The organism is Terrisphaera buseokensis, assembly GCF_047521145.2.
Lineage (GTDB): Bacteria > Verrucomicrobiota > Verrucomicrobiia > Opitutales > Opitutaceae > ER46.
Genome location: NZ_CM134186.1, coordinates 6,817,492 through 6,837,362, shown reverse-complemented (window position 1 = coordinate 6,837,362; position 19,871 = coordinate 6,817,492). Strand labels below are relative to the sequence as shown.

The 19,871-nt window shown below is 65.3% G+C and carries 11 protein-coding genes; 5 read left to right on the top strand and 6 right to left on the bottom strand.

Annotation, left to right across the window (positions count from 1 at the left end):
• The first annotated feature begins 53 nt into the window (after window positions 1-53).
• The 3 genes from ACLJEU_RS25720 to ACLJEU_RS25710 are packed head-to-tail and all read left to right on the top strand — an operon-like array spanning window position 54 to window position 3,309.
• Window positions 54-770, top strand: a complete 717-nt coding sequence (locus ACLJEU_RS25720; protein WP_414661139.1) for a UbiA family prenyltransferase — start codon at window positions 54-56, stop codon at window positions 768-770.
• A 6-nt stretch (window positions 771-776) separates the two neighbouring features.
• Window positions 777-1,949, top strand: a complete 1,173-nt coding sequence (locus ACLJEU_RS25715) for a 3-dehydroquinate synthase (RefSeq protein ID WP_414661140.1) — start codon at window positions 777-779, stop codon at window positions 1,947-1,949.
• Window positions 1,942-3,309, top strand: a complete 1,368-nt coding sequence (locus ACLJEU_RS25710) for an alkaline phosphatase family protein (RefSeq protein ID WP_414661141.1) — start codon at window positions 1,942-1,944, stop codon at window positions 3,307-3,309. The genes ACLJEU_RS25715 and ACLJEU_RS25710 overlap by 8 nt, the downstream gene beginning before the upstream one ends.
• 259 nt (window positions 3,310-3,568) lie before the next feature.
• On the opposite strand, the gene ACLJEU_RS25705 is transcribed toward ACLJEU_RS25710, so the two are convergent.
• Both ACLJEU_RS25705 and ACLJEU_RS25700 read right to left on the bottom strand, forming a co-directional pair.
• Window positions 3,569-4,825 (bottom strand): 6-phosphofructokinase, encoded by a 1,257-nt coding sequence (locus ACLJEU_RS25705; RefSeq protein WP_414661142.1) that lies wholly within the window; start codon window positions 4,823-4,825, stop codon window positions 3,569-3,571.
• A 284-nt stretch (window positions 4,826-5,109) separates the two neighbouring features.
• Window positions 5,110-6,714 carry a sialate O-acetylesterase gene (locus ACLJEU_RS25700; protein ID WP_414661143.1) on the bottom strand — a complete coding sequence of 535 codons (1,605 nt, stop codon included), beginning with the start codon at window positions 6,712-6,714 and terminating at the stop codon, window positions 5,110-5,112.
• A gap of 255 nt (window positions 6,715-6,969) precedes the next feature.
• Here ACLJEU_RS25700 and ACLJEU_RS25695 point away from each other — a divergent pair, with 255 nt between their 5' ends.
• Window positions 6,970-8,277 carry an alpha/beta hydrolase family protein gene (locus ACLJEU_RS25695; RefSeq protein ID WP_414661144.1) on the top strand — a complete coding sequence of 436 codons (1,308 nt, stop codon included), beginning with the start codon at window positions 6,970-6,972 and terminating at the stop codon, window positions 8,275-8,277.
• A 120-nt stretch (window positions 8,278-8,397) separates the two neighbouring features.
• On the opposite strand, the gene ACLJEU_RS25690 is transcribed toward ACLJEU_RS25695, so the two are convergent.
• A complete protein-coding gene (locus ACLJEU_RS25690; protein WP_414661145.1) occupies window positions 8,398-9,252 on the bottom strand; it encodes a DNA adenine methylase in 855 nt (284 codons plus the stop codon).
• Window positions 9,253-9,586: 334 nt separating this feature from the next.
• On the opposite strand from ACLJEU_RS25690, the gene ACLJEU_RS25685 reads away from it, so the two are divergent.
• A complete protein-coding gene (locus tag ACLJEU_RS25685; RefSeq protein WP_414661146.1) occupies window positions 9,587-11,302 on the top strand; it encodes a HAMP domain-containing methyl-accepting chemotaxis protein in 1,716 nt (571 codons plus the stop codon).
• 374 nt (window positions 11,303-11,676) lie between these two features.
• Here ACLJEU_RS25685 and ACLJEU_RS25680 read toward each other — a convergent pair whose 3' ends face one another.
• The 3 genes from ACLJEU_RS25680 to ACLJEU_RS25670 all read right to left on the bottom strand — a co-directional run bounded on the left by ACLJEU_RS25680 (window position 11,677) and on the right by ACLJEU_RS25670 (window position 19,801).
• Window positions 11,677-13,125: a DUF1501 domain-containing protein gene (locus tag ACLJEU_RS25680; RefSeq protein WP_414661147.1), complete on the bottom strand. Its 1,449-nt coding sequence runs from the start codon at window positions 13,123-13,125 to the stop codon at window positions 11,677-11,679.
• A gap of 136 nt (window positions 13,126-13,261) precedes the next feature.
• Window positions 13,262-16,315 (bottom strand): PSD1 and planctomycete cytochrome C domain-containing protein, encoded by a 3,054-nt coding sequence (locus ACLJEU_RS25675; protein ID WP_414661148.1) that lies wholly within the window; start codon window positions 16,313-16,315, stop codon window positions 13,262-13,264.
• 9 nt (window positions 16,316-16,324) lie between these two features.
• Complete coding sequence (locus tag ACLJEU_RS25670) at window positions 16,325-19,801, bottom strand: TonB-dependent receptor domain-containing protein (RefSeq protein WP_414661149.1); 3,477 nt, start codon at window positions 19,799-19,801, stop codon at window positions 16,325-16,327.
• Window positions 19,802-19,871 lie beyond the last annotated feature (70 nt).

The window sequence follows — 19,871 nt, the reverse complement described above, 5'->3', positions numbered from 1 at the left end:
CGCAGGTGTCCCGCCTGCATTCAGTCCGTAGCAGGCGGGATGCCTGCTCTCCCGTGAAACTCCGCGTCTGGTTCGATCTGGCGCGCGCGGGAAATTTTCCGTCGGTCGTCAGCAACGTCCTCGCAGCGCTCGTGTTGTCCGCGGCGGGTGCGCCGACCTGGCCCTCGCTGGCCACGTTTGCGCTCGCGGCGCTAGCGGGCTGTCTGATCTACGCCGGCGGCGCGACCTTCAACGACGTGTTCGACGCCGGCTTCGATGCGCGGCACCGGCCGGAGCGCGCGATTCCGCGGGGTCTGGTGTCGCGTGCGGGAGCCGGGTGGCTGGCCACGGTTGAAATGGTCGTTGGCCTCGGCCTGCTCGTTTTGATCGGTGCGTCGCCCCTGTGGTCGCTGGCGCTGACCGCCACGATCCTCGCGTACGACTGGATCCATAAACGCTGGATTGGATCCGTGATCCTGATGGCGGGCTGCCGCGTCTGCCTCGCGATCGCGGTGGCGTCGTTGCATGGGCGCAGCCTGACGCCCGCGTTTCTCGCCTGGGTCGCGGCGCTGTTCGTTTACATCGTCACGCTCAGCCTGATTGCGCGCTGGGAATACAAACCCGGCGCGCCGGCAGCCAAGATCGGCCGTTCGGTCGGGCGGTTGCTGGCGTTCATTCCACTGGTCGACGCGATCGCGCTGCTGGCGCTCGGCGCGTGGATTCCGGCAATGGCTTGCGCGGCGGCGGTTTCTCTTGGACGCTGGGCGCAGCGGCTCGCCGCTTCCACCTGAACCCGCATGGCCGATCGCACTGATCCTGTTTCCTTCCCGATTGCGTTGCAGCATGAGCACCGGCTGGTCTTCACGCGCGATGTCTTTGGCGCGGGCAACGACACGCTCGCGCAGGTGCTGACGCCCCGGGAACCGGGCGAGAACGTGCGCGCATTGGTCTTCTGGGATGCCGGGCTCGAAGCGGGGTTTCCGCGCTTCGGGGAGAAGATTGCCGGCTGGTTTGCCTCGCGCACGGATCACGTGCGCCTCGCTGCGACGCCCGTGGCCGTGCCCGGGGGTGAAGCCGTGAAGAATGATTTCCGCCAGCTTGAAGGCGTGTGGTCCGCGATCAACGCGGCCGGCCTGTGCCGTCACTCGTATGTGATCGCAGTCGGCGGCGGCGCGGTGCTCGACATGGTGGGCTTCGGCGCGGCGACGGCGCATCGCGGCATTCCGCTCGTGCGCCTGCCGACGACGAGCCTGAGCCAGGGCGATGGCGGCGTGGGCGTGAAGAACGGAATCAATTTCTTCGGGAAGAAAAACTGGCTTGGCGCGTTCAATGTGCCGCACGCCATCGTCAACGATCTCGCGTTCCTCCATGCACTGCCGCCGCGCGATCGCCGCGCCGGTTTGATCGAGGCGGTGAAGGTCGCGCTGATTCGTGACGCGGCATTTTTCGAATTTATCGCCGAGCGGGTGGACGCGCTCGCGGTGTTCGCGCCCGAACCCTACGAGGCCGTGATTCGCGCGAGCGCGCGCCAGCACATGGAGCACATCGCGACGGCCGGCGATCCGTTCGAGCGCGGCTCGGCGCGGCCGCTGGATTTTGGCCACTGGGCGGCGCACAAGCTCGAGCAGCTGTCGGAGTTTCGCGTCAGTCACGGCGAAGCGGTCGCCGTCGGCATGGCCATCGATCTCATTTATTCGCGGCGCGTCGGGCTGTTGCCCGAGCCGATCGCGGAGCGCATCCTCGACGTGATTCAGCGGCTGGGCTTCCAGTTGTTCGAACCGATCAAACAGATTCGCGGGCCGAGCGGACGCCAGGACATGCTCGATGGGCTGGAGGAATTTCGCGAGCACCTCGGTGGGCGGCTGACGATTCCGATGATCCGCGCCCCGGGCGTGCGACTCGACATCCACGAGATGGACGGACCAATCGTGAAAGCAGCGTTCGACGAGTTGCGGGCGCGTTATGCCTGAGCGGATCGCTATCCTCAACGTCGTCGGGCTCACGGCGAGTCTCGTGGGACCGCACACGCCGCGGCTGCAGCAGGCCGCGCAGACCGGCGGACTGACTCGCGTCAAATCGGTGTTGCCGGCAGTCACGTGCACCGCGCAGAGCACCTATCTGACCGGCCTGCCGCCCTCGGGCCACGGCGCGGTCGCGAACGGCTGGTACGATCGCACGCTCGACGAGCATCATTTCTGGAAGCAGTCGAATCACGTCGTGCACGGGCCGAAGCTCTGGGAAAAGGCCCGCGCGGTGCGGCCCGGGTTCACCTGCGCGAAATTATTTTGGTGGTATAACATGTACTCGACCGCCGACTGGTCGATCACGCCGCGGCCGATGTATCCCGCGGACGGCCGGAAGTTCTTCGACGTCTACAGTCACCCGCTGACGATTCGCGATGCGATCAAGCGCGACCTCGGGCCGTTTCCGTTCCCGGCGTTCTGGGGCCCGATGGCCGGAATCGCGTCGTCCGAGTGGATCGCGAACTCTGCCGAGTGGATTGAGGAGCGGCACCGGCCGGACCTCTCGCTCGTTTACCTGCCGCATCTCGATTATAATCTGCAACGTCTCGGTCCGACGGACCCGCGGATCGCGGACGATTGCCGCGCGATCGACCGGGTGGTGGGCGGGTTGATGGATTTCTACGCGCAGCGCGGGGTGCGTACGATTGTCCTGTCCGAATACGGCATCACCGCGGTGCGCCGCTCGATTGCGTTGAACCGGATTTTCCGCGCGCAGGGTTGGATCACCGTGAAGGACGAACTCGGCCTCGAACTGCTCGACTGCGGGGCAAGCAAGGTCTTCGCGATTGCCGATCATCAGGTCGCGCACGTCTACGTGAACGATCCTTCATTGATCGGTGCGGTGCGGACGGTTCTCGAAGCGACTGACGGCGTCGCGCGCGTGCTCGATGCCACCGGTCAGCGCGCGGCCGGCCTGGATCACGCGCGGTCGGGCGATCTCGTGGTATTTTCCGCGGAGGACGCGTGGTTCACGTATTACTATTGGGACGACGACCGGAGGGCGCCCGACTTCGCGCGCTGCGTCGATATCCACCGGAAGTACGGTTACGATCCGGTTGAGCTCTTCCTCGATCCGGCGATTTCCCTGCCGAAACTGCGCGTGGCTGCGAAGCTCCTGAAGAAGGCGCTCGGTTTCCGCGTCTTGATGGACCTCATCCCGCTCGACGCGGGACTCGTGAAAGGATCGCACGGCACGTGTCCCGCGGATTCCGCCGAGTGGCCCGTGCTAATCGGCACCGGCGCTGAACGTGAGCCGATTTCAGCCGCAGCCGTGCACGAGCGGCTGCTGGCTGCGTGTGTGGGTTAAGCCCGTCGACATAGCTCCGTGGCTACGAGCGCCAGCGAGTGGCCGTGCCTTTGGCCTCACGTCCGTCCACTCGCGGGCGCTCGTAGCCACGGCTAGAGTCCAAAGGCAAAGGGCGATTGGTATTAGGGGATGCTGGTATCATGTCCGGCCCCCGCGCACAAAAAAGGCCGGTCTTGCGACCGGCCTTCGTAAAAGGACGTGTTCTTCTCAACGCTCAACTCTCAGCCCTAAACTCTCAACTCGAGAGCGGGCTCGCACGTCAGACCTCGTAAGCCGGGAGCGTCTTGTCGACCCGAACCTTGTCGAGGCGGGCGAAGACCGGGACGCCGGCATCGTGCGGGATCGTGAGTTCACCTTGGATGAGCGGCTGCGCGTAACGCAGGAACTGGAAGTTCATGCTGTGGCCGTCTTCGTTAATCCACTCGCGGGGCAGCTTCTTGACCGAGTTGGCCACATCGGCGAGCGGCGCAAGGCCGGTCTCGGAGGTGTAGTGGTCGCCGTCGCCGCGCATCAGGGTGACCATCTTGTCGGTCTCGCCTTCGATCGCAGCTTCCACGGCGGCCTGGCCAGCAAGGAACGCCTCGTCCGAGTCCACCTTGGAGGCGGCATGGGCGGCGCAACGCTGCAGGAGGCCGGGTTTCGCGACGCGAATCTTCACGCCGGGGAGGCTCTGACCGAGAATTTCAGCGAGCGCATCGCCGGCGCCACCGAGCTGGGCGTGACCGAAGGCATCCGTGGCGGCATCGGCGGCGACGTAATTGCCATCGCTGTCGACGAGACCTTCGGCGACGACGATCTGGCAGAAACGCTCGCGCTTGAGCACGCGCTTGATGTCCTCGAGGACCTTTTCCTGGTTGAACGGAATCTCAGGGAGGAGAATGAGATGCGGCGGATCGTGCGGGTGATCCCGACGCTTCGCGAGGGCGGCGCCCGCGGCGAGCCAGCCGGCGCTGCGGCCCATGACTTCCACGATGGAAACGAGATCGCCCTGACCCATGGCCTCGTTGTCGCAGGCCAGTTCGCGGACGCTCGTCGCGATGTACTTGATGGCGCTGGCATAGCCCGGGCAGTGGTCGGTGACCGGCAGATCGTTGTCGATCGTCTTCGGGACGCCGATGACGCGGAGCTCGTAATTCTGCTGCTGGGCGAGCTTGGAAATCTTGTCGGCCGTGTCCTGCGAGTCGTTGCCGCCGATGTAGAAGAAGTAGCGGATGTTGTGCGCCTTGAACACTTCGAGTACGCGCTCGAAATCCTGCTGCTTCTTGAGCTTGTAACGGCACGTGCCGAGCGCGGCGCCGGGCGTGTAACGGAGGGCGCGAATCTGCTGCTGCGACTCCGAAGCGAGATCGATCAGGTCCTCCTGCAGGATTCCCAGCACCCCGTTCAGCGCACCGTAGATTTCTTCGACGCATTCATGGTTGAGCGCCTCCGAAATGATGCCGGCGACGCTGGCATTGATAACGGACGTGGGGCCACCGGACTGGCCCACCAAGACATTTCCTACGAGTTCAGCCATGACTGTGGTGTGGTAAAGGTTTGAGAGAACGTGAAGGGCAAAGAAAGCGCACGGCGTTGAGTGGTGGCAAACTCAAATTTCCCCAATGACAGCTCCTTTACCGCATTCGAGCAGGAAGCCAGCAAATCGGGCCCGTCTACCTCCAGAATTCAAAAGCCAGAAAGCCACGAATCAGACAAAACAGGCAGCTCAGCAAGGCCGATGGTTTCATGGCTTTCTGGCTTTAGAATTAATTCACCCGCTTTCGTGGCGGAGAAATCGTCGTTTCATCGCAAACGTCGTTCTCACCAGTCGTCCGAGCGAAACGGCGTCGCTGGCAGGCCCGCGCCGTTGTACAGATTCGCCTCGGGCGCATTCGTCCACGCGTAGCGTACCGCGACCGGATCGCGCACGAGCACCGACGACACGACCACGGTCTCGCGTTCGATCCGGCCGACGGCCGGCTGAAACACGCGATCGGCGCCCGCCAGCTCGAGCGCCTGGATTGGTTTGTCGCGGGCAATCAAGCCGCCACTCGCCTGCGCGAATCGCACGCGCAGCGTCGCGCCTTCGCGGGCCGCGCTGATGAACGTCGGACCGGTATCGTCACCCACGATGCCGTAGGTCCGGTTGCGCGCGATCAACGCGAGCCGGCGACCGACCTCCTGCTTGTTCGTCGGATGGATGTCGCGCGGATTGCCGATATCGATCGCGATCGCCTGGCCGGTGTTCGGCAACGCAAGCGTCTTCGTCTGCGCCTCGCGGAGAAACGCATACGACCGGCCGCGCTCGAGGCCGTCGGACGGCACCCCAAAGTTGGCGAGGCTGACCCAGTAGAAGGGAATGTCGCCCTGCGCAAAGTGCGACCGCCACGCCTTGATCATCGCGGCGAACAACGCGTGGTACTCCGACGCGCGCTCCGCGTTGCTCTCACCCTGGTACCACGTGACGCCCCGCAGCGCATACGGCAGCAGCGGATTGATCATCCCGTTGAACAGCCCGGCCGGTGTCCAAGGATCGCCCGGTCCGCGCGGGCTCCGCGGCCGTGGATTCTGCCGCAGCCACTCCGCGTGCAATGCCGCCGCGTCGGGTTTCGGGCCCTTTTTGCTTTTTGCTGCGACCTCCGCGCGGGACGTCGCCGCGGCTTTGGCGTCGGCCTCCGCCTTGGTCCACAGCGCGAGCCGCGCTTCGTAATCGGTCTTGAGGCTGGGGAAATCGGCGAGGTTCTGACGCCAGCGTTCGCCGATCACGGCGAATGCCGGTTCGCTGGTGAGCACCGCCGGACTCAGCCAGGACTCGACCGGCGTGCCGCCCCACGAGCTGTGAATGAGGCCGATGGGCACGCCGAGTTTCTGGTGGAGATCGCGTGCGAAAAAATAGCCGACGGCGGTGAACGCACCTACGGTCTGCGGCGTGGTTGGCTGCCAGCCGCTCGTCTTCGCGGTGGTCGTCGGCGTTTCGGCCACCGCGCGCTCGACCTTCACGTGGCGAATCAACGGAAAATTTGCCGCCGCCATTTCCGCTTCGGCGTTCGCGGCGCGTTGCACCGGCCACTCCATGTTCGACTGACCGGAGCACAACCACACTTCGCCGACGAGTACGTCACGCAGCGTGATCGTGTTTTTTCCCGCGATGGTCAGTTCGGCGCCGCTCGTCGACGCCGGCATGGCCTCGAGCAGCACGATCCAGCGGCCGTCGTAGCCCGCGGTCGCCTCGCGCCGCTGACCGGCGAACGAAACGGTGATTTTTTCCCCGGCGTCGGCCGTGCCCCAGACCGGCACGGGTTTGTCGCGCTGCAACACCGCCTGATCGGTGAACAGCGGAGCGGGCGTGACGTCGGCGTGGGCGAAACCAGGGAACAGCCATGCGATCGTCAGCGAGACGAGCACCGGTCGAAGCGGGAGATTCATCGGTGGCCGCACCCTAGCACGGGCGAATTCGTTTCCGAGCGAGAATTGGAACACGCTCATCGTCGCCCGACGATGTGCTGGGTGCGTGGGATCGCAGTCCCCAGGATCAGGAAGGTTTACAGGAGGTAACAGCGACCACGGAGTCACGGCCGCTCTCCTCTGTTTCCTCCGTTTGCTCCTGTAAGAAAGTGCCTTTGCCTGGATTCACCGCCGACCGATGCTTGCGTGCGACTTCGCTCGACGGATAGTTGCGCCATGACTTCCGTCCTGCGTCCCCTCGCTGTCACGTGTCTCGCGATCTGCTCCGTTGTCGCTGGATTCAGCGCGGATCGTCCGGGCATCAATTCCGACGAGAAAGCCGTGCGGCCGTACACGCTGCCGGATCCGCTGGTGCGCAACGACGGCACGCGCGTGCGCGATGTGGCCGAGTGGCGGACGCAGCGCCGGCCCGAGTTGCTGGAGCTGTTCGCCCGTGAAGTCTATGGCCGCACGCCGGCGGGCCGGCCGGAGAAAATGCACTGGGCGGTGACGTCGGTCGACCGCGCCGCCCTCGGCGGCAAGGCCGTGCGCAAGGAAATCACGATCTGGTTCACCGAGAAAAAGGACGGACCGAAAATCCATCTGCTCGTCTACCAACCCGCGGGCGCGGCCGGTGCGCACGCGCCGTGGCCGGCGTTTCTCGGGCTGAATTACTACGGCAACCCCTGCGTGAATCCGGATCCGGGCATCACGCCCTCGACCGCGTGGATGCGGCCGACGGCTGAATTCAAGATCGTGAACAACCGCGCGACCGAAGGCACACGCGGGGCGCACGCGTCGCGCTGGAATGTCGAGACCGTGATCGCGCGCGGCTATGCGACGGCGACGATGTATTACGGCGATCTCTGTGAAGATCGAAACGAGGGCTTGAATCGCGACGTCGCCGCGCTGTTCGGCACGGGCGCCGTCGAGGATCGCAAGCCCGATGCGTGGGGCGCGATTGGCATCTGGGCCTGGGGATTGAGCCGCGCGCTCGATTATCTCGCGAGCGATCCGGAAATCGACGGCAAGCGCGTCGCGGTGCACGGCCACTCGCGTCTGGGCAAGGCCGCGCTCTGGGCTGGTGCGCAGGACGAACGTTTCGCGTATGTCATCTCCAACAATTCCGGCTGTGGCGGCGCGGCGCTGAGCATGCGGAATTTTGGCGAGGATGTCGCCACCATCAACCGCTCGTTCCCGTTTTGGTTCTCCCGCAATTTCCGCGCCTACAACGGCCGCGAGGCCGCGCTGCCCGTCGACCAGCACGAACTCATCGCGCTGATCGCGCCGCGGCCGGTGCATGTGGCGAGTGCCGAGGACGACTCCTGGGCCGACCCGCGCGGAGAGTTTCTCGCGGCGAAACACGCCGAGCCGGTTTACGCCTTGTACGGCAAGAAAGGCCTCGGCGTCGCCGAGCAGCCTCCCGTGAACCAGCCCGTGCTCGGCGATGCGATCGCGTACCACCTGCGCACCGGCAAGCATGATATCAACGCGTACGACTGGGCGAGGTATCTGGATTTTGCGGACAAGGTGCTGAGGAAATAATTCGACGCGGATCGGGCTTCCCCTTGGACCGCGACCGCCCCCGGTCGCCCTGGGAAAGATGCGACCGAGGGCGGTCGCGGTCCCAACGGTGTCGGGCACCCCGTCACGCCCTCGTCGCTCCTACGCCGCCGGCGAATGCTGCTCGACGCGCGGCGCCGCGGGCCGGTAGACGACGAGCAGTTCACGCGCGTGGCCGCGAGTCTGCGCCTGGCAGCTGATGCGGCGGCGCACGAGCAGCTCGTGGGTTTCGTCGGCGTCGTGGTAAAGTTCGCGGGTCTCGGGCGTGTCGTGATTCGAGATGACGACGCAGGCGCCGCGTTGCGCAGCGGCGCGGCAGCAGGCCGCGAGGTCGATCTGATCCGTCGTACCGAAACCCAGCCGCGCGTAGGCGGTGAAGTTGGCCGTCGCGCTTGCCGCCACGTAGGGCGGATCACAATACACGAAATCGCCCGCGCCCGTCTGTCCGATCAGTTCGCGGAAATCGGCGTGGCTCAACGTGCACGTTTGCAGCACGGCGCGGAACCCGCGCATCGCGGCCTGCGGCAGCCGGGGGCGCGTGTAGCGACCGAACGGGACGTTGAAGCCGCCGCGCGAGTTGTAGCGGCAAAGACCGTTGTAGCCGTGCCGGTTCAGGTACACAAAAAGACACGCGCGGCGGCGTCGATCGGTCGTGGTGTTGAATTCGGCCCGCAGCCGGTAATACGCGGACGACACATTGTGCTCCGGTACAAACAGCGCCCCGCAGTCCGCGATGAAGGCTTCACCGTCCTGCAGCAGGAAGCCGTAAAGATCGATCAGGTCTCGGTTGGAGTCTGCCAGCAGGTTCCGCGCGTAGCCGAGATTCAGGGCCGCCGCCCCACTCCCCACAAAGGGTTCGACAAAACGATCTGCAGTGGCGGGAGCGACGGTGCGTATCGCAGCGACCAGCTTGGTCTTACCGCCCGCCCACTTCAGAAATGGCCGCTTCGGCTGCACGGCGTGACCGTAGGTTGCAGGATCGATCGGTCAATCGTGTTGTGGCAGCCTGCGCGCGGCCTGCGACCCGATCGGTGAACGATTGAGCCACCTGCGTGGCCGGCGTGGCAGTCGCCGGGCTGATGGCGATCGCAAAATAGGAGGAGGGTTTGCCAACGGTCGCGCAACAGAAAGACCGGGAAATGCCCGATAGAGAGCCTTGGGGTTTTCATCGCTCGGTCGGGCGTCGATTCGTGGAGAAGCGATGAGGTCCTCCTTCGTCGCCAGCCAGTTCTTCCAGACCGGACTCTTCCGTCACCAACACCCTTCGCGTCCTTCAACGTTCGCCTCTCACATGAAATCCTGGACTATCGGAAAACGCATCACGCTCGGATTCTCCGTGCTGCTCCTGCTCATCACCCTCCTCGGGGTGTCCAACTGGCTGGAGTCCCGCAAGATTGGCGAGGCCATGCAGAGCCTGTCCAAGGACAACCACCAGGTGCTGCTCACGTCCGAACTGCTGGCCGAGACCCTCGACTACCGGGTCATCAATCTGAGGCACGTCGTCAGCGCCGAAACCGCCGAGATGGCGGAGCTGGAAAAGAAGGCGGACGAGGAGGCGCAGAAAATCCTGACGCTTCTCGCGAATTACATCAAAACGATCGCGATGCCCGAGGAGCGGCAGCTGGCCGACAAGATTGAGCCGCTGCTGAACGAGTATCGCACGGCCTCCCGCCACCTGCGCAAGTCCAGCACCGAGAACAAGGCGGCTGCTTCCGAAGAGGCGCTGCACGGCAACGCGTCGAAGGCATTCGCCGCGTATGAAGCCGCGGTGCGCGCGGCACAGGAGTACAATGTGAAATCGGTGGAGGCCACGAATCTCATGCTCAACGATCTGCTGATCGCCTCGCGGGCCAAGACCGTCGTCGCAGTGATGTTGGCACTTCTCGTGGGCGCAGGCTTTGCCTTCACCATCATCCGCAGCATCAGCAAGGTTCTCGGCACCATCTCGACGTCGCTCGCCGAAGGATCCGCCCAGGTCGCTTCGGCCGCCAGCCAGGTGTCCGCTGCCAGCCAGTCGCTGGCCGAAGGCGCCAGCGAGCAGGCCGCCTCACTTGAGGAAACCAGCGCCTCGCTCGAGGAAATCTCCAGCATGACGCAGCGCAACGGCCAGAACGTGCAAAGCGCCAAGGGCATCACGGCCCAGACGCGCGCCAACGCCGAAGCCGGCGCCCAGAGCACGCACGACATGGGCACGGCCATGCAGGGCATCCGCAGCGCCAGCGGTGAGATGCGCGACGCGATGAACGGCATCAAGTCCGCCAGCAACGACGTCTCCAAGATCATCAAGACGATCGACGAGATCGCGTTCCAGACGAACATCCTCGCCCTCAACGCCGCCGTCGAAGCCGCGCGCGCCGGCGAGGCCGGCATGGGCTTCGCCGTCGTGGCCGATGAAGTGCGCAACCTCGCGCAACGCAGCGCCCGTGCCGCCAAGGAAACGGCCGACATGATCGAAGCCTCGATTCAACGCAGCGACGACGGCGTGCGCGTCACCGACAAGGTCGTGGCCTCCGTCGAGGATGTCGTCGCGAAGTCCCAGCTGCTCGAGCAGAAACTCGCCGAGATCGTCGCCAACGCGCAGAAGGTGGACGAGGAGGTGACGCAGGTCGCCTCGGCCTCGCACGAACAAATCCAGGGTATCAGCGAAGTGAATATGGCGGTCACGCAGATCGACAAGGTCACGCAGGCCAACGCCTCCACCGCCGAGGAGTGCGCCGCCGCCTCCGAGGAACTCAACGCCCAGGCTGCCGTGCTCAAGGACGCCGTGCGCGAATTGCAGCTGCTGATCCGCGGCCGTGCGCCCGGTGACGCCGCGCCTGCCGCCAGAAGCAGCGCGTCCGTTCGCGTGCCGAACGTGCGGTCCGTCGCCTCCGCACCGAAGTTCGCCCCGCGGGCCGCCGCACCGAAAAAATCATCCGCTTCCGCACCGGCCTCGAGCCACGGAGACTTTCCGATGCCCGAGCCCGTCGGAGCTGGATCGGGTAAAGGTGGGTTCAGGGATTTCTAAAGCAGCTCCAGGAGGTTCGAGTGGTTGTGCAGGCGGGGTACCCTCGCCCCGCGGGTTGTCGGCCACGATTCCAAGCGCGGGGTGAGGGCCCCCGCCCACAGCATACGTTGGTCTGGAGCAGCGGCACGCCTTCTTCGGTGAGCGGATCGGCCGCGATGCGACCCGGGCCGACGGCCGGCTCGAGCCGCTGGGCGACGTCGGCGCACGTGAGCGCGACGAGTCCGGCAAGCGCGATGACGAGGAGTCACCCGAGGAGAAAATGTTTCATGCGGTGCAGTCGCCCGCGCATTTCTTCGGAGCGGACGGGGGCGTCCGCGGTCCTAGGGAGAAGGGGAATTCAGTCACGCCGCTGGAGTCGCGCGCGGATGCGTGGATCAGGCGAAGAGTTTCGGCACGACATGGCCGGCGACGTCGGTCAGCCGGTAGTCGCGACCCTGGAAACGATACGTGAGCTTTGTGTGATCGAAGCCGAAGAGATGCAGGATCGAGGCGTGGAGGTCGTGCACGTGGACCGGATCCTTGGTGACGTTCCACGCGATGTCGTCGGTCTCGCCGATGACCTGGCCGCCCTTGATGCCGCCGCCGGCGAGCCAGAGGCTGAAGGCGTTGGGATGGTGATCGCGGCCGGTGACGGTACGCGCCCCCGGACGGTTTTCGCCGAGCGCGGTGCGCCCGAATTCGGAGCCGCAGATCACCAGCGTGTCGTCGAGCAGTCCGCGCTGTTTCAGGTCCTTCACAAGCGCGGCGATCGGCTGGTCGGCCATCAGGCAGTTGTGCGGCAGATCGGTGTTGATGCGGCTGTGGTGATCCCACGAGGCGTGGATGACCTGGACGACCGGTACGCCGCGTTCGACGAGCCGGCGGGCCATGAGGCAGTTCCGCGCAAACGTGCCGAAGAGCCCGGTGCCGCCGAGTTGGTTGCCGCCCTCGATCTTCGGCTCCGCACGATTCAGGCCGTACATGTCGAGCGTGGCCTGGGATTCGTTGGAAAGATCCATCAGCTCCGGCGCGGCGCTCTGCATCCGAAACGCCAGCTCGTAGGCGGCGATCCGGCTCTCGATCTCGGGATCGTGGACTTGTGCGTGGCGCAGCGCGTTGAGCTGCGTGACGCCCTTGATGTTGCGTTCCTGGATGGCCGACGTGATCGACGCCGGGTTGTCGAGGTTCAGCACGGGCGAGCCTTCGTTGCGGAACATCACGCCGGAGTACTTCGACGGCAGGAAACCGCTGGCCCAGCTGGCGGAGCCGCCCGGCACGCCGCGGCCAACGCAGATCAGGACGACAAACTCAGGCAGGTTTTTCGAGCCGCTGCCGAGACCGTAGGAAAGCCAGGAGCCCATGCTCGGGCGGCCGGAGATCGCCGAGCCCGTGTTCATCAACAACTGCCCGGGCACGTGATTGAACTGGTCGGTGTGCATCGATCGGACGAGGCAGATGTCGTCGGCGATCGACCCGATGTGCGGGAGAAGGTCGGACAACTCCATGCCGCATTGCCCGTGCTTCTTGAACGTGCGCGGCGTACCCATGATGCGGGCCGACTCCTTCGCGAGGAACGCAAAGCGCATGTTCTTCAGCATCGACTCCGGCAGCGCCTGGCCGTCGAGCTGGTTGAGCATCGGCTTCGGATCGTAGAGATCCATCTGGCTCGGTCCGCCCTCGAGATAAATGTAGATGCAGTGCTTCGCCTTCGGCTTGTGGTGGGTGTGGCCTGGCAGTCCGCCGGCCGTCGCGCCGAGCAGCCCCTCGTGGCTCAACAGATTCGACAGCGCGAGCCCGCCGATGCCACCGCAGGCCTGCATGAGAAATTTTCGCCGGCTGAACATGGGGGGAGAAAAGTTGAGGGTTGAGGGCTGAGAGTTGAGAGACGGAGAGGAGGTATGAAACGGATTTGGGACTGGGATAGTGGAAGGGTGCGGGACCGGATTCGGTTTTCGCTCTCAACTCTCAACTCCCTCGGCGTCATTCCCTCGTGATGAATTCATCCAGATTGAGCAGCAGGCGGGCCGTGGCGACCATCGCCAGTCTCGCATCGCCGTCGGTGAGTTTCAACTGGTCGTCGAAGTGCGCGCGGAGTGCGATCATCTCGGCGGGTTCGGGCGGCCGGCTCAGGCAGAGCTCGAAGCCCTGATGCAGCCGGCCGTTGACGTCGCCCGGCAGCGCCGCGAGCCGCTCGGCGAGCTTCTCGCTGCATTCGAAAAACACCGGATCGTTGAGCAGTGTCAGCGCCTGCAGCGGGGAGTTCGACCGCTCGCGCTGCAGGCAGGCGACGCTGGCGTCGGAGGCGTCGAAGGTGGTCAGCATCGGATAAGGCACGTTGCGGCGCAGGTGAATGTACATGCCGCGCCGATACACCTCGGCGCCCTTCGTCTCGGGCCACGTCTTGTTGCGGCCGAAGGCGAGGACGAACGAAGGCAGTGGCGGATGAATGCTCGGGCCGCCGACCTTCGTATTCAGCAACCCGCTACTGGCGAGGAACGCATCGCGCACAATTTCGGCTTCCAGCCGGTGCCGGCTCTGGCGCGCGAGCAGGACGTTCAGCGGATCCCGATCGATCAAGTCGGGGCGGCCGATCGCCGACTGGCGGTAGGTCGCCGACGTCACGATTAAGCGGATCATCTGTTTCCGGCTCCAGCCGCGCTGGACGAATTCCGTGGCGAGGTAATCAAGGAGCTCGGGGTGCGAGGGCCGTTCGCCGAGTGAGCCGAAATTATCCGGCGTGGCCACGAGTCCGCGTCCGAGCAGGTGTTTCCAAATATGATTCACCGTCACGCGGGCCGTGAGCGGATTGGCCGGGTCGACCAGCCAGCGGGCGAGGTCGAGCCGGTCGGGCTTCGGGCCGCGTGGCTTGAAGGGGTGAAGCACGGAAAGCGTGCCGGGTTGCACTTCCTCGCCCGGCTGCTGGTAGTCGCCGCGGAGATGGATGTGGGTCTTGCGCTCGTGCGCGATCAAGACCGGCGCCGCGGTCTTGGGAAACTCGGGCTTCTTGGCAATGTGCGCCGCGAGCGGCTTGAACAACTCCTTGCCCTGGGCGTCGGCGAAACGCGCGACATGTCGCGCCAGCTCCAACTTTTGCGCCGGTGTCCGTTGCGCGGGCGCCGTGTCGAGCGCCGCCAGAATCGAATCGGGCATCGGGCTGGGCTCGATCGGCAGGACTGCCGACGTGGTGGCGAAACGAAAGCGGTTCAGCACGCCGGTGATCCGGTGCTCGAGCTCGAAATAGAGCGTGGAGCCGGCGGGAAAGTCACGCGGCGCCTTCAGCTCGAAGATGATCACGTGGGAGTCATCCGTCTGTCCCGTGACGCTCCAGCCCGTGGTGTTGTCGCCGTCGAGCGTCAGCTCGGGCGTCGCGTTCTTCGCGGCGAAATCGGCGCGGGCCGTGGCGATCTCGAGCTTGTGCTGCGCGCCGTCGGCGGTTTTCAGCATCGCCGAAAATTCCGCGAGATTGAAATCGCCGCTGCGCGCGCGACCGACCTTGCCGCCGAGATCCGCGAGGGCCTCGAGGCGGATCGCGGTGACGCCCTTGAGCGGGTTGACCGGCACCTTCACAAGGTAACGGGAGCGCAGCGGGTCGCGCGGTCCGGTGGAGATGGAGCGATCGTCGTTCGGCGCGAAGATCCGTTCCTCGTCCTCGGTGACGATCGTGATCTCCTCGGGCGCGAGCACGGTCCAGCGCGCGGCGGGAATTTTCACGGTGCTTTCCCACGCCGGCACTTGAGTGTCGACGAGCGTGGCGATGTAGGCTTCGAGCGGCGTTTCCAGCTTCTTCCGCTCCTGGTCCCACGTGTCGTGCCGCTTGTTGTACGCGGCGAGTTCGTCGGGCCGCGGCGCCGGCACGTCCCGTTCCGCCGTGCTGTTGAAGAAGGAATACAGCTGGTAGAATTCGCGATGCGTGATCGGGTCGTACTTGTGCGTGTGACACTCGGCGCAGCCGACCGTGAGCCCGAGAAACACGGCGCCCGTCGTGGCGGTGCGATCGACAGCCGCCTTGGTACGGTCGAGTTCGAGATCCGCGCCGGCCTCGTCGTTCTTGAGCGAGTTGCGGTGAAACCCCGTGGCAATCTTCTGCTCGAGCGTGGCGTTCGGCAGCAGGTCGCCGGCGAGCTGCTCAATCGTGAATTGATCGAACGGTTGATCTTGGTTCACCGCGTCGATCACCCAATCGCGGTAAAGGTACGCGTAGGGACGCAGCGTGTCGTTGAGATAGCCGGCGCTGTCGGCGTAGCGCGCGAGGTCGAGCCAGTGCCGGCCCCAGCGTTCACCGAAATGCGGCGACGCCAGCAACGCATCGACGAGCCGCTCGTAGGCATCGGGACGCGGGTCGTCGACGAAGGCCTGCACCGCCTTCGGTTCAGGGGGCAGACCGAGCAAGTCGAAGCTGAGGCGGCGGTGCAGCGTGCGGCGATCGGCTTCGGGGGAAGGCGCGATACCGTCCCTTTCGAGCCGTGCGCGGACGAAGCGGTCGATCGGGTGCGTGACCGCGGGGCCGGAGGCGGTACGCAGGACGGGTAACACCGGACGCCGCGGGGCCTCGAAGGCCCAGTGGTGGCCCCACGCCGCGCCTTCGTCGACCCAGCGCTTGAGTTTCTCGATTTGGGCGGCGCTGAGTTTCTCCTTCGCGTCCCGCGGCGGCATGACTTCGTCCTCATGCGGCGAGGTGATGCGCAACACGAGCTCGCTGGCCGCGCTCTGGCCGGGGACGACGGCGATCGCGCCGCTTTTCCCCGCACCGAGGGCGCCCTGCTGGAGGTCGAGTCGGAGCTTTGCCTTGCGCTTCTCGGCGTCGGGCCCGTGACAGGTGAAACAGTTGTTCGAGAGGATCGGGAAGATGTCCCGCCCGAAGTCGATCGTTTCGGCGGCCGTACCGACTGAGGCGCGAACGAGCAGGGCGAAGCCGATGAGGCTGAGTGCTCGGGAGCGCAGGTGTCCCGCCTGCCTGATGACCCGTCGGCTCAATGCAGGCTGGAGGCCTGCGCTCCCGGGAAGAATCGATGAGGGAAGACGGGTCGCCGGCATGAGGTCGGTTTAGAACGCACCCTTCACGCCGAGCGTGAACACCCGGCCGAAGTTGGCGTGATAGAACTCGCGGGCGTAGCCGGGCGTCTGCGACCCGTAGGCGAATTCGTTTTGTACTTCATTGGTCGCATTGCGCAGATTGAAGTACAGCGAGGCGCGTTTGCCCACCTGATAATCCAGGCTGATGTCGAGCTGGGTGCGCGGTTGGGGAAAGCGGAATGCGTCCGGTCCCATGTCGGGATATGACACCGCCTTTTGCTCGCCGCGGTAGTTCCACTTGGTGATCAACGTCGCCCTGCCCTTGGCGATGGTGAATCCCCAGTTGACCGATTCCGGGAGGAAGCCGGTGAAGTCGGCGAGGTCGTGGCCGTCGAGCTTCAGTTTCGTCGCGTTTGCGAACACGATGATCTGCCGGCCCCAGGTGCCGAATGGCACGAGCGAGTGGCGCAGGTTGATCTCCGCGCCGCGCACGCGGGCCGAACCCGAGTTGAACTGCGTCGTGACGCGCCAGCCGAGGTAGCGCGGATCAAGTCCCAGCGTGGCCAAATCCGCCGCGGTCGCGTCCTTCACGTAGGCGCCGAAGAAGTCCTTCACCTCTTTCAGGAAGACGCCGCCACTCACCACGCCGCCGTGATCGGTGTAGTATTCCACGGATACGTCGTAGTTGTCGGCGGTCCACGGTTTGAGTCCGATGTTGCTGACGTTGATGCGGCCGAGCGTCTTTTCCGGATCCTGGTTCAGGTCGTCATCCTGGGAGACCGTGGTATTGGGAATGATATTGCTGAAGTTGGGCCGGCCGTAGGTCTTGGCGTACGCGGCCCGCACCATCAGGCGCTCGGTGGCGTTGAAGGTGAGATGGAGACTTGGATAGTAGCCGTGGTACGAACGTTCAGCGCGCGAGGCGCGCTCCTTGTAGATCAGCGCCACTTCCTCCACGGAGCCGGCCGCGCCTGCCTCGGGCTTCCGGATCCGCGCCCCGGCGGGAGTGCGGGCAAAGGCCCCCGTGGCAGTGCGAACGAAGACGGCGTTGGGATCCTGCAGCGGGCCGATGCCCTCGTCGGTCGTTCCCTCATAGCGGACGCCCGTGACGACGTTGAGCCGGTTGTTGAGGAAGCGGGCCTCGGTTTGGAAATAGCCGGCCGTCACCTTTTCCTCGATGTGTTTTGAATTGAGAATGTTGTTGCTCGCCGTGGTCCGCTGCTGCGCGACGGTCTGCGTGAAGAGCGCGGGATTCGCCTTGAACGCGGCGTAGACCTTGTGGGGCGAGACCCACGGCACGTACGGCTTGTCCGGGAACGAGGCCAGCTTGGTTGAGCCGTAGAACACGTCGGACAGGTACGGTGCCGCCGACAACGAGCCATTGAGACCGTTGTAGTTGTAGGCCCGGCCGTTCAGCCGCCGATCGTCGTTCGTCTGGATGCGGTGCAGGCCGCCGACTTGGACGGCGAGGGGAAACGAAAACCACCGCAGCTGGCGTCGCACGTCGAGATCGCCCGCGGCAATCGTCGAGCGAATGTCCGTCTTGGGCTGGTTCGTCGCCGTCGTCAGATTGTAGTTGTTGATGTCGAAGGCGTCGACCGGCTGGTTGGCGTTGTCGAACACTTGGAAATCGCCGACCTTGCCCCCGCGGATGTCGGACAACGTCACGCGCACCGGCACGCGCAGGCCCACGCCAAGCGCGTTGAAGAAGCCTTCGTCGATGTCGCGCCGCGTCACGAAGGAGTTCGAGGTGCTGAACGCCGACTGAATCCGCCACGTGCCGTCGTCGAGCCGGTAGCGGACGTTGGCGGACTTGCTCAGCCCGCCGCTGGTCAGGAAGCTGAACGCCATCGGCACGCTGCCACGGCCGGTGGCCCCGACGACGCGATCGGGCGTGTAGGACAGCGCGGTGCCGCCCGCGACAGTCGACGTGCCGGTGCTGCCGACGGTCGGGTTGAACTGGGAATTGGGATTCTCCTGGTTGTAACGCGTGACCATGCCGCCCACGGAAAGAACGCCGTGGGTCGAGGGCCGCCAGTCGACGCGGGCGGAAAGCGAATTGCGTTCGTAGGACCGGTACACGTCCACGTTCCGCGTGCGCTGCATGTACGGATTGGCCGGCGTCGCGCCCGTCGCGGTGCCGTTGGCCAGATAGTCCGTGTACCAGGTGTCGGTCTGAAAGGAAGAGGTGGAATGCAGGCCGGTGACGACCAGCCCCAGCCGCTTGCCGATCGGCAGCGTGTAGTCGAAACTGAGATCCGGATACACCTTGTACGTCCGCTTGTTGCTCGGGGCGGGCGTTTTCTTGAAGGCGAAGCTCTGCTCGTTCGAGGAAAGCCCGGCGCGGAACTTGAGCTCGGCCCGGCTGCGTTCGAAGGCGCTTTTGCTCACGAGATTGATCGAGCCGGACATCGTGTCGGCGGGAGTGGAGGGAAGCGGGACCTTGGTGACCTCGACGCGCGAGACGCTGTTCACGCCGATGCGCGACGGGGTGAAGTCGCGCTCGCCGCTCAGATTGGCGCCCGCCAGTTGCACGCCATCGAGCGCAACCACGGAGTAGTTGCTCGGAAACCCGCGGATCAACACGCCCTCGGTCTCGAGCGCGCCGTACGCGGCCGAGACACCCGGCAGAAACCGCAGGAAGTCGCCCATGCTCCCGCCGAGCGGATCGCCGAGCGTTTCCGTCGAGATCACGTTCTTGATGTTGGGCGCGAAGCGCTGCTCGTTGATCGCGATCGCCTCGATGTCGGTCTCGCGCGTCGAGGCCACCTTGTAGGAATCCAGCTTCACGACCTTCGCGTCGTCGCCGTAGCGCGCGACGCTCGTGAGGTCGACATTGCGTTCGACCGACTGCCCGGCGGCCACGGTCACAGCCGCGGCCTGCGGATCCAAACCAGTGTAGAACACCTCGAGCGTCACCGCGCCCGCCGCGACGCCCGCGAGTCGGTACGTGCCCGACTCGTCGGTGAACGCGAGCAGCGTCGTGCCCGGCACCGACACGCGCGCGTTGTTGAGGTACGCGCCCGTTACGGCGTTTTTCACCCGACCTTCAACTGCGCCGGTGCCGGCCGGGACGGACCGCGGTGCCGCCGCCGTGCCAGACGTGGTGCCGGTGGCCGCCGCCCGGTCACTGGCCGGACGGCTTTCGGCGTTTTTTTCCGCGACCCCGTCCTTGCGCACGCTGAGCGCGCCTGTGGTTTCGTCCTTCACCACGACCAGCGTGGTGCCGGCGATCATTTGTCCGAGGGCCTCGAGGGGAGTGAAATCGCCCCGGACGGCGCGGGTCGTGACGCCGCGAACGGCATCGGCCGGATACACCACCTGCTCGGCGGCCTGCGTGGCGAACTGGCGCAGCGTCGTGGCCGCCTCGCCGGCTTCGATGCGAAACCGGCGTTTCGCGGATTCAGCCGCAAACGCGATCACGCAGGCGAACGCGGCAAACCAGAAGCCGAGGCGCTGTGCGTGACGCAGCAATCCGCCCGGGGCGGGCGCGAAGAGGGAAGTCATGTGGGAGGGTGGGGGTGGAAGACCGGCCGGGCCCCGGGGTGGAGACGCGACCGACGCTTGTATGCCGTGC